Origin of the sequence: Proteiniclasticum ruminis DSM 24773, from assembly GCF_000701905.1 — a bacterium.
In the GTDB taxonomy this organism is placed as follows: domain Bacteria; phylum Bacillota; class Clostridia; order Clostridiales; family Clostridiaceae; genus Proteiniclasticum; species Proteiniclasticum ruminis.
Genome location: NZ_KL370832.1, coordinates 1 through 17,135, shown reverse-complemented (window position 1 = coordinate 17,135; position 17,135 = coordinate 1). Strand labels below are relative to the sequence as shown.

At 30.6% G+C, this 17,135-nt stretch carries 15 protein-coding genes and 1 pseudogene; all 16 read right to left on the bottom strand.

All coding sequences use genetic code 11. The features are described 5' to 3' along the window. Nucleotides 1–65: 65 nt before the first annotated feature. A complete protein-coding gene (locus T487_RS15580) occupies nt 66–1,577 on the bottom strand; it encodes an MATE family efflux transporter (protein WP_036909553.1) in 1,512 nt (503 codons plus the stop codon). A 732-nt stretch (nt 1,578–2,309) separates the two neighbouring features. Continuing rightward, on the bottom strand, nt 2,310–3,665 hold the full coding sequence (locus tag T487_RS0113305) for a hypothetical protein (RefSeq protein WP_031577619.1): 1,356 nt from the start codon (nt 3,663–3,665) through the stop codon (nt 2,310–2,312). A 492-nt stretch (nt 3,666–4,157) separates the two neighbouring features. After that, complete coding sequence (locus T487_RS0113295; RefSeq protein WP_031577617.1) at nt 4,158–5,420, bottom strand: glycosyltransferase family protein; 1,263 nt, start codon at nt 5,418–5,420, stop codon at nt 4,158–4,160. 19 nt (nt 5,421–5,439) lie between these two features. Continuing rightward, nucleotides 5,440–6,549 carry a nucleotidyltransferase family protein gene (locus T487_RS0113290; RefSeq protein ID WP_031577616.1) on the bottom strand — a complete coding sequence of 370 codons (1,110 nt, stop codon included), beginning with the start codon at nt 6,547–6,549 and terminating at the stop codon, nt 5,440–5,442. After that, nucleotides 6,539–7,702 carry a phosphotransferase gene (locus tag T487_RS0113285; RefSeq protein WP_162178262.1) on the bottom strand — a complete coding sequence of 388 codons (1,164 nt, stop codon included), beginning with the start codon at nt 7,700–7,702 and terminating at the stop codon, nt 6,539–6,541. Before T487_RS0113285 ends, T487_RS0113290 begins: the two co-directional genes overlap by 11 nt. Before the next feature lie 4 nt (nt 7,703–7,706). After that, nucleotides 7,707–8,351 (bottom strand): hypothetical protein, encoded by a 645-nt coding sequence (locus T487_RS0113280; protein ID WP_031577614.1) that lies wholly within the window; start codon nt 8,349–8,351, stop codon nt 7,707–7,709. Nucleotides 8,352–8,363: 12 nt separating this feature from the next. Further along, entirely contained in the window at nt 8,364–9,326 is a 963-nt protein-coding gene (locus T487_RS0113275) for a glycosyltransferase family 2 protein (protein ID WP_242848074.1), read from the bottom strand. A gap of 54 nt (nt 9,327–9,380) precedes the next feature. Further along, nucleotides 9,381–10,514 carry a non-hydrolyzing UDP-N-acetylglucosamine 2-epimerase gene (gene wecB, locus T487_RS0113270; RefSeq protein WP_031577612.1) on the bottom strand — a complete coding sequence of 378 codons (1,134 nt, stop codon included), beginning with the start codon at nt 10,512–10,514 and terminating at the stop codon, nt 9,381–9,383. A 3-nt stretch (nt 10,515–10,517) separates the two neighbouring features. After that, nucleotides 10,518–11,626 (bottom strand): annotated as a pseudogene (locus T487_RS15575) (capsular polysaccharide biosynthesis protein CapF). Then, nucleotides 11,626–12,645, bottom strand: a complete 1,020-nt coding sequence (locus T487_RS0113260) for a polysaccharide biosynthesis protein (protein WP_031577611.1) — start codon at nt 12,643–12,645, stop codon at nt 11,626–11,628. Before T487_RS0113260 ends, T487_RS15575 begins: the two are co-directional and overlap by 1 nt. 17 nt (nt 12,646–12,662) lie before the next feature. Continuing rightward, a complete protein-coding gene (locus T487_RS0113255) occupies nt 12,663–13,877 on the bottom strand; it encodes a glycosyltransferase family 4 protein (protein WP_207638320.1) in 1,215 nt (404 codons plus the stop codon). A gap of 34 nt (nt 13,878–13,911) precedes the next feature. Further along, on the bottom strand, nt 13,912–14,955 hold the full coding sequence (locus T487_RS0113250) for a GNAT family N-acetyltransferase (protein WP_031577609.1): 1,044 nt from the start codon (nt 14,953–14,955) through the stop codon (nt 13,912–13,914). Further along, nucleotides 14,942–16,009, bottom strand: coding sequence for an aspartate aminotransferase family protein (locus tag T487_RS0113245; RefSeq protein ID WP_031577608.1), 1,068 nt, complete (start codon nt 16,007–16,009; stop codon nt 14,942–14,944). The genes T487_RS0113250 and T487_RS0113245 overlap by 14 nt, the downstream gene beginning before the upstream one ends. A 10-nt stretch (nt 16,010–16,019) precedes the next feature. Then, the gene (locus tag T487_RS0113240) at nt 16,020–16,538 is read right to left on the bottom strand and encodes a GNAT family N-acetyltransferase (RefSeq protein ID WP_031577607.1); all 519 of its coding nucleotides are present in this window, start codon (nt 16,536–16,538) and stop codon (nt 16,020–16,022) included. Then, entirely contained in the window at nt 16,535–16,819 is a 285-nt protein-coding gene (locus T487_RS0113235) for a sugar transferase (protein ID WP_074542669.1), read from the bottom strand. Before T487_RS0113235 ends, T487_RS0113240 begins: the two co-directional genes overlap by 4 nt. Nucleotides 16,820–16,939: 120 nt before the next feature. After that, nucleotides 16,940–17,135, bottom strand: a 196-nt coding sequence (locus T487_RS0113230) for a zinc ribbon domain-containing protein (RefSeq protein ID WP_031577605.1), incomplete at its 5' end; no start/stop codon positions are given.

Below are 17,135 nucleotides of genomic sequence, written 5' to 3'. Positions count from 1 at the left end.
GATCTTGGAGAGTTGGGGATAATTGGGGAGAGTGGGAGTCTGTAGTTTATTTATACCATACCACTTCAAATTTTACTATTAATAGTTGCCCTCAATCTCGTTATAACATCAAACATTACCACTCTATTAGTAAAATAATTTACAAGCAGCAAAATAATCGAGTTTAAGGCTACTATAACTATCCCAGCAATAAAAAATTCTATATATGAGTGTAATTGGGGTAACAACTTTATCTCTAGCAGTATCACAGGTACAATAACAGCTAAATTTGGTAATAGTAATTTTAAAAAGTTGAAAACTGATCCTATGAAATATCTACTATGAATATAAATAATTTCAAGAAACGCTAGTAAAATTGCAGTTACTAAAACCGATAGTAATATACCGTAGAAACCGAAAATCTTATTCCCGATTATCATTACGATAACTAGTACTATGCTTGCAAGGGTTTGTATTTTTCTTCCCACTTTAAATTTACCCGCCATGTTTATTATATTTCCACTGGGTAAATGAATAATCTCAAAAAATGTTATGCAAATGAGGAATAGAGCAATTATCCAATTGTAATAGTTAGCATCTGTAATTCCAATGGTATATAAGCTAATAAAGGGCATTATAAGAACTGCAGCAGTAGATAATAAGGTAAACATAACAAAGTTTACAATGAATTCATACTGCAAAAAAACTTTTAATACATAATCAGAATCTCTCTCTGCTATTAATTTACCAAACCCCATTCTAGGGGAATTTATAAATGCATATATGATACTTTTAAGTAAAAGAAAAACATTGTTATATACTATATACACACTCGCATAGATCGTGCCAGCAGTTCCTGAGATAAATAGAACTGGTATTGTAGAATAAATCATACTAGTTATTTTTTGTACAAAAATATCTCTAGAACCACTTATTGAGCCATAATCGGGTTCTTTGTAATAATTAATGTTTGTGTACTTTTTTTTCGTTACACCTGCAATAAGTAAACTATTAATAATTGCTCCTAGCATCATAAAAAATCGAACCCACAACATGTGTCCTCTTACAAAAATAATAACTAGAATTAACAATTGGCTTATTATAACGGTCGTAATTTGGATACTATTTAAAATATACTCCTTATTCTCAGATTGTAACAATATCCTATATTTTGTTGCATAAAACAAGTTAAATGATGTGGCTATTGTTGTCATGAAAAACACTAAGAAGGATATTAGATAAGACATGTCACTTTTTATAATCAAAGCATAAATAAGTGAAGCTGCAGAACTAATAATTAAAAATGTAAATCCTATTTTATTAAATATTTTGCGAGTAGCTGATAAAATACCATTTATCGCATCATAATCATTATCAGATATAGGTTTAAATAATGCTACATTAGAAGCAATTGTAAATCCTCCTTCAATAATCAATAACATACTTATAAATTGACTTGCTGTAGAATTAAGTCCATTAAAATCCGATCCATAATTAACAATTATTAACTTTGTAACTCCCAATGCAAATAAGCCATTAGTCAAAGTCAATAGTATTGCACTTAATGCCGTATAGAAGCTACTCTTACTCTTATCCATAAACATTGTTCCCCTATCTATTTTAAAAAATATATTCTGAATTAGACTGTCAAAGTTAGTTGTTTTTACTGAAACAAATATTAAGCATTAATTAACTGATATAAAATAATTATTTCTACTAAATCAATTAGCACTAAAATATAACTTGAAAATTAATAATATTCACACCCAGTCGCAGTCAATTATTACATCCTGCAAGCTGGCCTCTCTTATAGCACCCTCTTTATTCTCGAAAATGCGTGTGAGATAAACGCGTCAGCCATATTCTTTAATTTGAAGTCAAGAGCCTTCATGATATCACCAGTTTTTTAATGAAATAAGATATAAAGTCAAGGACTAAACCGATTGTCATAATTTGCTATGGTTTGTCCAGCATAGACATTATATGCGGATAATCAATCGATTCACTCTATTGAGCCTTCTCATATGCATCCAGGTATTTATCAAATGATATAGCACTGTCCACATACGGGGCAGAGATCGTGCTGAGTGGCGGAACACTGAGCTACCTACAACCTACACACCTTAGAGCTACTAATAGATGGGCCATTCATATATCGATGCCAGCCCTACCATGTGTGAACCACGTTATGATCCATATTGAGATTCTGTTTGCACTCGTTAAAACATTGCTCTCTAGACTAGCGCATAAGATCAGGTATGCAGATATCCGTTATAATACCTTGATTGATTCGTTGCACAGGGCATATTTCAAAAATCCAAACTATTGACTTAAACTACAATATGATTAACATTATTCTTAATTCTTAGTCTATTATCTGAAAAATACATCTCTATTGCATATGCTAAAACAATGCTTAAATAAGCAACATCTATGGCACTAGTATAAATCCAACATAAAGTAAAACAAGATACAATGGAAAAATACTTGGTGTTAATTCGAATATTACCAATTTGTTTAAATATAATATAATACCACACAAGTGTTCCTGTTAATCCCATTGTTGCAAGTATACTAGGAATAAATCCGTATGCAAATGTTGTTCCTAAACCGATACCGAATATCGGTCTTTTGAGAAATACTTTAAAACTTTCAATAACAGTATTAAGTCTAGCCGCTTCTGATGAATCAGTAGAAATTGTTCCCTTTGAAACAAATGTTAAAACCCGTTCAAAACGAGTTAAAAAATAGTCTAAAAAACCAAAATAGTATGCTATAAGGGTACTTAGTACTATAAAAATAAATATACCAATAACCTTATAATTGACATCCTCTTTAATTAAGTAAATAATTATTATCCATGGAACTAAACCTATAAATCTAAATGACCCAGAGAAAAACATTAAGATGACACTTGACCAAATCAACATATTTAACCAAAATTTATCTTTTATAGCATTATCACTAATTATGTAAAACACCATAAAATAAAATAAAATCATTGCCAACTGTGAAGGTTCACTTGCTAACCCATGGATTGTAAATAGATTATTTCTAGTTAACAACATATCATTTTTTATAACATTTCCAAATAATGCATCTGTTAAAGGCTTTAAATTTATATTAAATATATTCTTTGTTATGAATTCAAACCAACAAAATATGATTATAAAAATTCCAAATTTATTTATTTCTCTTTTGACATTTTCCCATTTATCTTTAGTTATTATTAATTTTAATATTAAAGCGTTGTAAATGAATAAGAGAATTCTTAAAGCTGATTTAAATGATTGAACATTTAACTCTGGTTTACTATACCATTCTAATGATATTCTATCTAGTGCATCAAAGTTTCTAACTAAACCTTCATAGGGGCTAAGTTTTAAAATTGTCAAATTTAATAATATTACTATAAATAATAATAAAAATGATATACTATGTTTTGCATTAATAGTTCTTCTCTCAAAAATAACTAAAATAGATAGCAATGCTAATATGACTTGTAAAAAATCTGCTGTTTTATAAATTGTCCCCTTTACAATAAGAAAGTAACCTGTATTTATGAATGTTTCTACGATTATACATATCATAAAGACATATATATATATTGACTCAAATGATTTACTTGATAGTAATTTGATGAAAATAATAAATATTATAAATACACTAAATATAGAAATTGACATTTAATCCTCCCCTTGAACCCTGCAAAAAATTTTGTGTGAATTCCAGTTCCTTAATTCGAAAATATCGCATTGGTGTGTGATTTCTCTGCGTGCGACGGTCAGTTAATCTACAGATCACTCTTTATACAAGAGGGAGAATGATTCAAGATGACAACCAAATCATGATACAGTTGTATCCATTTATGAAAATAATAACTACCGCTATAATTTCTCGAAATACATCTCTGAATATATTCTTGATGATATTCATTAAATTAGAGGTGCTTGTGAAATTCTTCTATCTGCTGAGTTGTTTGATAGTCACCTTTATCATTCCAATTTTATCTTTTACTCTTTCTCTAAAGTATTTATTCTCATTCTTTAAATTATTAAAATTTTTCATTTTAAATTTACACAAATTTTTCAGTGGTATCTTTATTAAGAAATTACATTTTAATCTAAAAAATTGATTAAATTATCTATATACTACAAAAACCTATGAAAAAACTGCATTTAGTGTTTCTCGATTGCTGTTAATAATAATCCCTTTATATAATCATCACTATGTTTTAAATATAATTCATCAATTAGTTTTTTATCAATATATGAGTTCTTTGACTTTTGAGAAAATTCTTCAATTGACTCGGCCGATAGCTTCTCATCATCTTCAGTATTTATCTGTAAAATCAACGGATATTTATCAAGTACTTCATCATAACATCCATTGTGATAAAAATTAATTATTGGTTTACATGTAGATATATACTCAAATGTTTTACTAGGTTTAAATTCTGGTATAGAGTTTCCAACATTAAGTAGAATATCTGCACTATTAAGAACCACTTCAATCTCATCAGGTTTCACTAAATCATGTCTCACTATTCTTCCACCTGATTGTTTCACATAGTGGTTTATTAATGTTTCACAATCACTTGATGCATATAGATGCATTACAAGATTTTCGTTTTTTGTCTTTAAAAAGGACTTTAGTAAATATTCTGGATTCCTTATATCCTTGTAAAACCTGCCAGCGTATACTAAATTTACTTTTGTTGAGTCAAATAGTAAGTCACTTCTCTTCCTATAATTATTAGGAAGTAAGTAAGGTAATGAAAAAGTTTTGTCTTTTATCAACTCATAAAGCTCCTCACAATTTGCATATACTTCTTCCGACAAAAAATTAACATCTGCTTCATCAAGCACTTGTATTTCGGCATTAATTGCTTTTTGATATTTCAAATTGCTCACAAAATTGCTCCTATTTCTATACCTAACATGAAAAGGATCCGCTGTATAAGTTATCCACTTTACATTGGGGTATTTTTTTTTAAAATCCCTACCTGCAAGGTGTGCTGCAAAAGGAGAATTTACTGTAAAAATCAAGTCAATAGGTTCTCTTTTATGTATACTGCAAAGTGTCCTAAATGAACTTTTATAGAACCATCTAAGGTTATTTGGAAATAACAATAAACTCTGCACTCTTCCAATTGCCTTCAATACTATTATACCTTTTATACACATTCTCTTTAAAACTCTATTCTTAGAGTTTTTTTCATGTTTTATTAACCAGTCTTCTATTCTCAAGCGCCAATTTGATAAACTATATAGAGTTTGTCCTTGATCAATATGGCCATTATATTTCGTAAAGCCTGATTGAATAAAAACAACATCAATTTTATAGTTTTCTCCAAGTAAAGAAACATACTGATTAGCACATTTTCCCGTAGCAGAAGAGTGAGGATAGTACATACCTGCCAACATTACTAAATGCTTCATAAATTATCCCCTCTACTATTTACAATATATTTTTGAAATGTTTTATATATCCCAAAGCTAGATTCCCTTTGCTTCCTACATAAAAATCTCTAACCCATTTAGAATCTGGTAAAACTATTCCTTTAATCCCCAAGATCATATTCATGTCATTCATTAAAGCTTCAATAAATAGAACTTTAAATCTTTTAGGCTCATATATTAGGCTATTGTTTTGTTCAGAGTATACTAGTTTAAGCAACCTTGTTATTGATTTATTGTATTTCATCCTATAGTCTAATATGTGTTGTGGTATCTCTACATCTAAAAGTTTCTGGGCTAAAATACATGCAGTTAATAATCGAACCATCGTATTGTCACGTTGTGCTAATTCAACTAGTTTATTCCAATTAATTGGAAGAAGCGAAAGATTGTTAATATCTATATATAATCTTATATCTGGAGCTCTAGAAAAGCTATGCAATGATATGTGTAATAAACATATATACATTAACGCTTCATGATCCGGTAGTTTTATAGATGTATCTTTATAATTCCATAGTTTATCCCATTCTACAAAATCATCTGCATTAACGAATGACGGTAGCTTCAATCTTGATAACGGATTCCAAGCTACACCAAAATGAAATCCGTTTAAAAATATATCATCATTATAAAAACTTGTACTAATAAGTTTGTTATGAGAGTACCGTTCTTTTATTGTGTATCCAAGTTCTTTGAAAGACCTATATATTCTTTCTTTCTCTGAGATATCTGCATACATATCTACATCACCAGAGGAAAAAAGAGAGATATCTCCATCTATTGATAACAATGCTCCGAAATTTTCTGTTACAAATACCTTGTTAACGCTATTTTCAGCAAACTTACTAAAAATCAAATCAAGACTACTAATAACTCCTTCATTACGCCTTATATACTCATCTTTTATAATTTTCCAAAATTCATTATCTATGCATAATTTACACATTAGATTTGCAACAAAAGGTAATATTTTCTTTTGCTTTGCAAAGTTATAAACTTTATCTTGACCATCATGATCATACAGCGCTTTAATATTATTTATTTCCTCCAGTGATAACTCACAATATTTGAATGACGCATTAGTTAAAACATCATATCTATTTGGCATATATACTCCTCCAACCCATCTTATCAAATTCTCTTGCTATTCTATTAAAAATTTCACCACCAAAATCCTTTGGTAGTTCAAGCATATCTTCAATGTAGAACAATAAATCTTCTAAGGTAATAATCCCTATAACACTTTGCATATTATAATCTTTTCTACTATCATTCACTAGGATAGCATTTTTTACTGCCTCTGTTTTACAATTATCCATCATATATTTAAGTTTATTTGCTCTTCTTATTGATAATAAAATAGTCGCACAATCGTACCAAACGCTCCTTCTCCCATGAGTTTCCCAGTCTATGATATATGTTCTTTGACTATTTATATCAACCCAAACATTTCCAGACTGTAAATCTCCATGACTCTCAACTGTAGGGATAGGATTTTCAAGTAATACTCCTTTTTTATAAGCTTCTGCTGCAATTTCAATAATCATATCATAACAGTCAATATTTTTATTAGCTTTAGCAATGACTATTTTCCTTAAAATTTCATCATATAGACTCTTAGAGTAATCTAATGCACTAACATATTTCGTCGTTTTTTTAGCTATTATTCCCATATAACCAATCGTATCTTTGATACATTTGTTATATAATTTTTCATCCCTTAGCCTTGCAAGTGGTTGACCAGGTAATATTTTTTCACGATACCAGTCTTCCCCATATGCTATTATGGGTGGGACAAACTCATATGTGCAGTTAACTCTAAATGACACCTCATTATTAAAATATCTCTTAGTAAATGTATCCTTTACAATTGCATCAACATAACCTGTTTTAAAATTATATACCCTGATTTTCCTATTTGCAGGTATTACTACAGTGTGGTTATCGAATATATACTTGTCACTAACACATAGTCCTTTGCTTGAAAGTAAGCCTACAGTTAAAAAACAGGAAATGACATAAGTCTTAGACAAAATATTCTTTATGGGTTTATTTCTGATGTTATACTCATTGAGTAAATACCTTAAAGCTTTAATATCTGGTAATCTAGTCATTATTGTCCCTATATGAGGATAAATAAATATGCTATTTATTAAACTGTATTTTTTAGTCTTAATACATACTTCTTTTCCATATACTTCTTTATAATACTTTCTAAGAGTTATTTCATTTATCTTATAGAAATCTTCTCTATCTATCATACTTTTAATATTCATATTTGTTTACCTTCTTTATACTGTTGAATATACTCTCAATAGTCTGGTTCCCATCTATTACTTTTGACCATTTACCTTGATGAACAAGTTCAAGATATAATTGAATTTTTTTAGTTTTCTGTTCGATTGTTTCCATTCCGGCTTCTTTTTTTTGAATACCTCGTCTGATTGATTCCTTTGCAGATATTACAAAAACATATGACTCCTCAGGTTTTATAATTAGCTTAAGAAGTAGCTTCCAAATTAACCAGTTTTCAAAATTGAACTCTGAGTAGTCAACCTTAAAATCAATATACGTATCCCAAATATATCTATCACAAATGAATTTTGGGTATAATACATCCAAAATCCTATAATATATGCCGAAAAACCAATACAAGTCAAGGATTGATGCTATTAAAAGCAGCCTGCGTTTTGAAGTGCTTTTATGTATATTATTACGATATTCTATTTTTTCTTTTTGATTAAGGTTTTTATCTTTTCTTACAATATTCTTTATCAATACTACTCCAGGTGTACAGCGCCCTCTTGCCCACATTTTTTTAAATTTGATTCCATTATCTACACAATATTTTTCAAACAGTAATATTTGTGTAGTTTTTCCAGCCCCATCTATTCCACTAAAAGTTATCATATTACCCTCCAATCATTTCCAACGCAATATTAAATAAAAAATCCAAAAATTAATGTAATAGAGCTTTATCAAAAACGACTGTTTTCTTCTTAATTTATCACTTTTTAACCTAAAAATAGTCTTAATATCTAATTCTTGGGATAACAACCTAAAATCATTATAGTTTAGTAGTTTAGCTGCTGAATGCATTATCGCAAAAAAGTATCGCGGCAAAAAACTTTTCTGAAAAGTCTCCATATTGTCAACCTTGCTAATATAATCGTCAAATAGCCTGATTATTGCATCGCGACATGTTACTATTTTATTATAATTTGATGATGTCATTGTTGAACCGGGGTGTATAATGTAGTTATATAATGGTTCATCAATAAATCTTATGTCCTTTGAACTGCAAAGAATTTTCCATATATATATAATATCTTCAGAATATCTGCAATCTTCATCAAAATAGATTTTATTGTCCATAATATGCTTTCTATTTACCATCATTGCTGTAATAATAAATTTACAATCTCTATTCAAAAATGCCCACAATACATTTTTTTTATTTAACTTATTTGTCTCATTAATCCATCTTTGCTGTTTTTTTGTATTTTTATAGATAAGATTATAGGATGAAAAGACCACAGAAGACGAATCGCTTTTATTAATTGCCCTATATAATTTCGATAAATATTGAACATCTATAATATCATCTGCATCTACAAAACAAACATATTCTCCAGTTGCTGCATTTATACCATCGTTTCGGCTAGCTGATACTCCTTTGTTATTTCTACTAATCATCTTATATTCGACACTAGAATTGCTTAGTACTCTCTCACATATGCTTTTAGAATTATCACTTGAACCATCATCTACAATTATTACTTCGAAATCAGGATAATCTTGTGTGATTATTGAACTTATGCAAGGTGTTATATGTTTTTCTACATTGTACAATGGTACTACGATACTTATTTTCGGATAACTCATCATCACAGTCCTCTCTGTTTTATTTAGTGACTAACCTTTTTCTATTACATACTGTTATGGATTGTTTATCCCCCAAACAACTCTATTTATATAATCTGTATAAGACAATATTATTCTTAAAACTTTATCTGATACGTTTGGCATACTATAATCCGCTACCAATCTTAATACGTCTTTCTCTTGTGTCTCAAGCACTTCTAACCCTTGAAGAATTCTTTCCTTCTTAAGTCCAACCATCATTACCGATGCTTCTTCCATCGCTTCTGGTCTCTCATGAGCCTGCCTAATATTAAGCGCTCTAAATCCTAAAATTGATGATTCCTCGCTAATAGTTCCGCTATCACTTAGAACAGCCCTAGCATACTTTTGAAGCTTTACATAATCATTAAATCCAAGAGGTTTCATTGTCTTTACTAATTGATTAAACTCAATTCCTTTAGCTTCGATCATTTTTCTTGTTCTTGGATGTGTACTTACGATTAATGGCTTTTGATATTTTTCAGCTATTGTATTTAAACTTTCTACCAAATCCATAAAATTTTGATCAGAACTAATATTTTCTTCTCTATGAGCTGAAACAACAAAATATTTCCCTGCTTCAAGTCCTAATCTTTCAAGTACATCTGATTTTTCGATGTCATCTTTTCTTGAATTAAGAACCTCAAACATAGGGCTGCCTGTTTTAATCACTCTGTCTGCTGGAAGACCTTCTTTTAATAGATATTCTCTTGCAATGTCACTATATGTTAAGTTGATGTCTGCAGTATGATCTACAATCTTTCTGTTCGTCTCTTCTGGTACTCTCTGATCAAAGCATCTATTTCCAGCTTCCATATGGAAAATAGGGATATGCTTTCTCTTAGCTGCTATTGCACACAAGCAGCTATTAGTGTCACCTAAAACTAAAAAGGCATCCGGTTTTACTTCATCTAAAATCGGATCAATCTTTACTAGAATATTTCCTATTGTCTCTACTGCTGTCCTTGTAGCAGCATTGAGAAAATAGTCTGGTTTCTTTAGATTAAAATCATTAAAGAATACTTCATTTAATTCATAGTCATAGTTCTGACCGGTATGAACAAGAACATGCTCTATCGCTTCTGATTCATCTAATTTATTTATAACAGCTGACAGTCTTATAATCTCTGGTCTAGTGCCTACAACTGTCATGACTTTTAATTTCTTCATCAGTTATACCTCCAAAAAGTAAGTGTCTGGTTTTTCAGGGTCAAAAGCTTCATTAGCCCACATGATTGTGACCATATCCGCATCCCCTAGATTTTCAATATTATGTGTGTAGCCTGTAGGTATGTCTACGACTTCCATCTTGTCTCCACTTACAAAGTACTCTATTATTTCTTCTGAATCTATTTTCCTAAAACGAATAACCCCTTTACCACTTACCACTAGAAATTTTTCATTCTTTGTGTGGTGCCAGTGATTACCTTTTGTAATTCCAGTTTTTGATATATTTACAGATACTTGTCCTCTATCAGGAGTTTTAATAAACTCTGTAAAAGAACCTCTCTGATCTACATTCATTTTCAGTTCATAACTAAATTCATCTTCAGGTAAATAACTTAAATAAGTGCTATATAATTTTTTAGTAAATTTGTCTGCCATATTTGGAACTGATCTATCTTCTCTACTTTTCTTAAATGAATAAATTAAGTCTACTATCTTACCCAAAGTGATTGTATGTACAACAGGTACTTCACAAAACTCTTCTGCTTTATTCTCTTTACCTTCTAAAGCATTAATAAGATCATTTACTACATCATCTATATAAATAAGATTCATCACTGCACTTGGATCATTCACTTGAATAGGTAGGTCGTGAGCAACATTATGACAGAAAGTAGCTACTGCGCTGTTATAATTAGGTCTGCACCATTTACCAAACACATTAGGAAATCTATAAACAAGAACTTTAGCGCCTGTTTCTTCGCTATAAGAAAACAGAAGGTCCTCTCCTGCTTTTTACTCTCGCCATAAGGATTATCAAGCTCAGCTTGAATAGATGATGAAATCATTACAGGACAAGTATTCTTGTGTTTTTTTAAAGTAGTTAATAACTCTGAAGTAAAGCCAAAGTTTCCTTCCATAAACTCCGATTGTTCTTTTGGGCGGTTTACCCCTGCAAGGTGAAATACAAAGTCAGCTTCTTTACAGAAAACTTCAAGTAATGAATGATCCGAGTCTCTGTCGTATTCAAATATCTCAGTGTATTTTCTATTCTTAAGTTCTGCGATTAAGTTTTTTCCTATAAAGCCCTTAGCTCCAGTGACTAATATTTTCATTATTTATCCCAACTTTCTAGTTCTTCTCTAACATAATCAAGTTGTAATAATCTTTCTTTAATCTGCTCTATGTTAAGCCTTTCTGTGTTATGTGAATTGTACTCGTCATCAGATGATAATTTTTCATCTCCTTCAACAAAGTACTTGTCATAGTTTAAATCTCTCTTATCAGCAGGCACTCTGTAGAATCCACCCATGTCTTTTGCTACCACGTGTTCTTCTTTTGTAAGAAGGGTTTCGTAAAGCTTCTCTCCGTGACGAGTTCCTATAACTTTAATCTCATTATCTGCATTGAAAAGCTCTTTGATAGCCTGAGCTAAATCTCCTACTGTAGACGCAGGTGATTTTTGGACCATGATGTCTCCTGCTTCTGCATTTTGGAAAGCAAACACAACAAGCTCAACAGCTTCTTCAAGGCTCATTAAAAATCTTGTCATATTAGGATCTGTAACAGTTAAAGGGTGTCCATTCTTAATCTGTTCAATGAACAAAGGAATAACTGATCCCCTCGAAGCCATAACATTTCCATATCTTGTTCCACATATAAGTGTTCTTTCAGGATCTACAGTCTTTGCTTTAGCCACAAATACCTTTTCCATCATTGCTTTAGAGATTCCCATTGCATTGATAGGATAAGCAGCTTTATCTGTAGAAAGACAAATGACTTTTTTTACTCCCATCTCTATAGCACCTGTAAGAACATTATCTGTACCAAGTACGTTGGTTTTTACTGCTTCAAGTGGGAAAAACTCACATGAAGGTACCTGCTTAAGAGCAGCAGCATGGAAAATATAATCCACTCCATGCATTGCGTTTTTAACACTTGCAAGATCCCTTACATCTCCTATGTAGAACTTCAATTTATCATTTTTATAAAGCTTTCTCATATCATCTTGTTTCTTCTCATCACGAGAAAAGATACGAATTTCTTTTATATCTGTATCTAAGAATCTTTTCATTACGGCATTACCAAAAGATCCTGTTCCACCTGTAATTAATAAAGTTTTATCTTTAAACATATCATTACCCCTCTCGCTTATTCAATATTATTCATAATTTGATCATATGAAATTTCAGCGATATAATGTTTTTCTAGATAATCTCTAGCATTTTTACCTTTTTGAGAAATTGAACTATCTGTACATATTTTATCGATTAAATTTGTGCAGATTTCTAAATTATTACTTGGGCACCACCAACCGAAATTTCCTTCTTCAATTTTAATGCCGATGTCAGTATTACTGTCTGTGCAGGCAAATATAGGCATTGAGTACTCCATATATGGAAGTATTCTTGATGGAAAATTTGGAATTGTGAAACGATAATCTAAAAACAACATACCAATATCACATGCTTGTAACAAGTTATCATACTCCTCTTTAGGTAAACCCTTAATCAACATGATATTTGATTTGGGATTGTTGCGAATTAATGATTCAATAATGTGGTAATCTGTACCATCACCACATAGCACAAAATATCTATCATTCTTATTTAAATTATTTTCTAACACTTTGGTTAGAAAATCAATTCCTTGTGGTTTTCCAAAATTCCCTCCGTAAAAGAATACTGTAGTATTAAGTGGTATTCCATATTTGCTTCTCAACATATCTTTGTTAACCAAATTCTCATCCATTGGTATTACGCTATTAACACATAACCCTACATTATCTGGAGATAATTCTGGATTGTGTGAAAGTAAGTAATTAACATTTGCTTCTGACATGCAACCTATGTAATCCGAAAACTTATACAGTTTCTTTTCTTTATTCCTAAAATAATTATAAATAATAGACTTATAACCAATTCTAGACATCATTCCAAGGTCAACAGCATTTTGTGGAAATATATCCTTTAGCATAAGATATGTTTTCGCATTGTCTCGTGTTTTGATATATTTAATTGCCTTACCTAATGTTATAGGTGGTGTAGAATATAATACTAAATCAAATTTTTCATCATTTAAGAACTTCTTGACTGCTCTTATATACCAATCTTCAAGTGCTATGATATTAATCGCTTTTTTTATTAGATTTTTATTCGTTCCGCTAAGTATTCTTATCTTAACCATTTGATAATTAGAGTATCTTAATAGCTCATATTTTGGCTTATCTTTCGATGTTGTTGGTGAAACAATTGTAACCCTATGCCCATTTCCTATGAAAACTTTTAGCAATTCTGTATATATATAGCGACTCTCGATATCTTGAATATCTGTCATTGTTAAAAATATAATATTAATATTACCCACCTACCTTTTCAGTTTCAATACTATTTATTGCTCCTTATGCTCGATACGTAGGAAAAAAAGCCACCTTTTCTATTGGTTCTGAATCCATTACTCTAATTTTTACCAATTCATCATATTTTTCTTTTGAAAAGATCTTTTTTCCTACATAGAAGTCATAAACTCCATGTGGAGCAAAACTTTTTTTGTATTTAAATATTCCATCGTCTGTACCATAACCCCCTCCTAGAATAAATCTTCTAAGTCCCTTTTCTTTAGCCCATTTAATAATCTCGTACTTCAAAAAATCATTAGGGCGTAGATCAAAGTAATCTGGGTTAGTTCCGCCTAAAAATGAATAGCAGTTTTCACTGCCATATAAAACTAGTTCAGTAGATATAACCTTTCCCTGATATAAAACATGTATATATACATAATTATCTTTCATTTCATTAATCTTTTCAAAAAACTCGCGAGTAAAAAAGTAGTTGTCTTTTGCATTTGCTCGTTCCATTGTTCCATAATAAATGTCTAAAAATTCATCTAATTTTTCTCCAATATAATCTATTTCTACTTCTAATTCATATTTATTTGCTTTCTTAAGATTTTTACGCACCTTATGTTCGAAATCCATTAATAATTCATCAAAAGATAAATCGAGTGTACGGACTATGTTCTTTGTATGAGTTTCAATTGACCCATCATAGAAATCTCTATAATTGCTGAGTAAGTGAAATCTTACAAATTCACTTACAAATCCTTGCTCTCTGCAATAATTATCATAAGCACACATAACAGTCTCATACTCTTCACCTTTAATCCAAAACCCTCCATAACCGTAAGGAGTGGAAATGTCAAAGAAGGTGTTTTGAGGCAAAATATCTTTTAAGAAATGACTTTTTGCAATATCTCTTTTCATTACTACATTAATCGCTTTTGTAATGCCGTCATTGTAGTAAAATAAAAATGGTTCACCTTCACCGTGTAAGTAGAATGCTTTAGCATATCCATTAAGATAATTAACATCATAGTCTATAAATCCCCTAACTATTTTGTCCCACTTATCTTCTTCATTTATTGAAACAATCTCAATATAACTCATTTGGAATTTCCTTTCTATAAAACTCGTTTATTGTGTTAATTATAGTTTTCATATCTTGTACACTATACCTTTGATCACAAATTAGTGATAAACAATTGTCATATATGTATTTATCATGAATTGTATGAAGTTTGGATACTTGCCAATGAACTGGACAATATATATTTTTATTAATTAAATGCTGTCTTAATTTATCCCTCTTCCCATTCAAAACAATAATTGGTACAAATAATGGAACATCATCGTTGTCAACCTTTACACAATCAATACCGATATTACCTTTTAATCCTTTTATTAATACTGTTGCATTTTGCTTTCTTCTTTTGCGTATTTTTTCAAAATCTAAACATGAAATTAAGTGTGTAACCGAATCAGGTACTGTATAGTCTATATAATCTTCTTCTAATAATCTTTCAGCTTCATCAAACATGTTTAGAAATACTTCCTTAGTCCCTTTTCCTGCTTCAATATATTGTTTTTTTAAATTCGCTGCTTTTTTTCTAATACCTACATATTTTTCGTTGGTTATGCTTGGGAATGGTGCGTGGAAATCATCATAACTTTTCATTACAATTGATCCACAAGCTAGGCCTGTCCACTTTCTTAAGCTTGCAAATACATAATCTGATTTTAAGCTGTACCTATTTTCTGAAAACCAAGAATGTGTGGCATCTTCAATAACTATTTTCTTTTTTTCCTTAAAGGTTTCTATTATCTGTTCCACTTCCACATTGCTATAACCGAAATATTGCATTATCAATATTGCATCACACTTGGTATCAAAGTCTATACAATATGTAAACCTCCCATCTTTAAAGCTTATATCATAAAATTCTACAGTAATTCCATTATCAATAAATGGTTGTATCATTGTATGACAACAATAAGATGGTAAGTATACACTATTAAAATGGTTTTTTATTTTTATATCTTTAATTATATAGTCTAAGGAAGTCCTTCCAGTTAATAGAATTTTTTGTTTTTCTTCTTGAATAGACTTAATGCCTTTAATTTTATCTACTTTCCAAAATTCACTTCCGATTTCTATACTCAAAATTATCACCCTATTCGTTTTGATTGATTATTGAGAAAGAAATTACATCAATATACCCGCCTTTTTTAAATAGGCGACTTTTTAATGTACCTTCATTCTCAAATCCACATTTAATAAACAAATTTTGGGAGGCTTTGTTATGGTCGTTTACACGTGCATAGATACACTTTAATCTCAACTCTTCGAATGCATACCTAACGATAGTCATGAGAGAATCTGTGCCATACCCTTTTCCTCTTACATTACCAATTGCTAATTTTATATGAACTTCAGCATTTCCATTTTTATAATCAATGTTAGTAAGCATTACAACACCGACTGCGTTACCGTCATGTTCAATTGTACATCTTAAAGTATTCTGGTCATTTTTAAGTCTATTAGTCCATTCTTCTTGGTTTTTTTGTGATACAGGAAACGAAAAACCTCCAAGCATATATTCAGTAGCGTCATCATTTATCATTTCCAAAAGCATAGGATTGTCTTTTGGTTCAATAGCTCTTAATATAACTTCTTCACCTTTGATATTCAATCTGATGTGCCTCCTATTCTAACTTTTTCTCTATACTTATCAAAATCAGGTGGTGAATCTAATCCCCTCTCACCAATATCACTTCTTTTTACAGCTTTTAATATTGTTAGTAATATAATTTTGATATCTCCTGTAAAACTTATATCATTTACATATTTTATATCATATAGAAATCTTTGTTCCCATGTAGTTTCATTTCTTCCGTTTATCTGTGCTAAACCAGACAAGCCAGGTCTTATACTATGTCTTACTCTTTCTTCATTTGTATAATACGTTGACACTCCCACAGCTAAAGCAATGGGATTCTTGGGTGATTAAACGCCAGTCTGTTTCCAGTAGGCGAGTATGACCCCAAGCTGAGGGCATGCCATTGCCCCTCCTAAGACAGTACATTTAGTATCTTAGGCTGATAGACTTTTACCATCTATCACAGGTGCTTTCATGATATTCATTGCACCAACTCTATCTCTATGTGTTTTGAAGCCACATGAGCATTTATATTTTCTATCTCTTGCCTTGTTTTTTTCTCCACACTCTGGGCAGATTTGACTGGTATATTCGGGGCCTACATACTCTACTTTTATACCTGAAAGACCT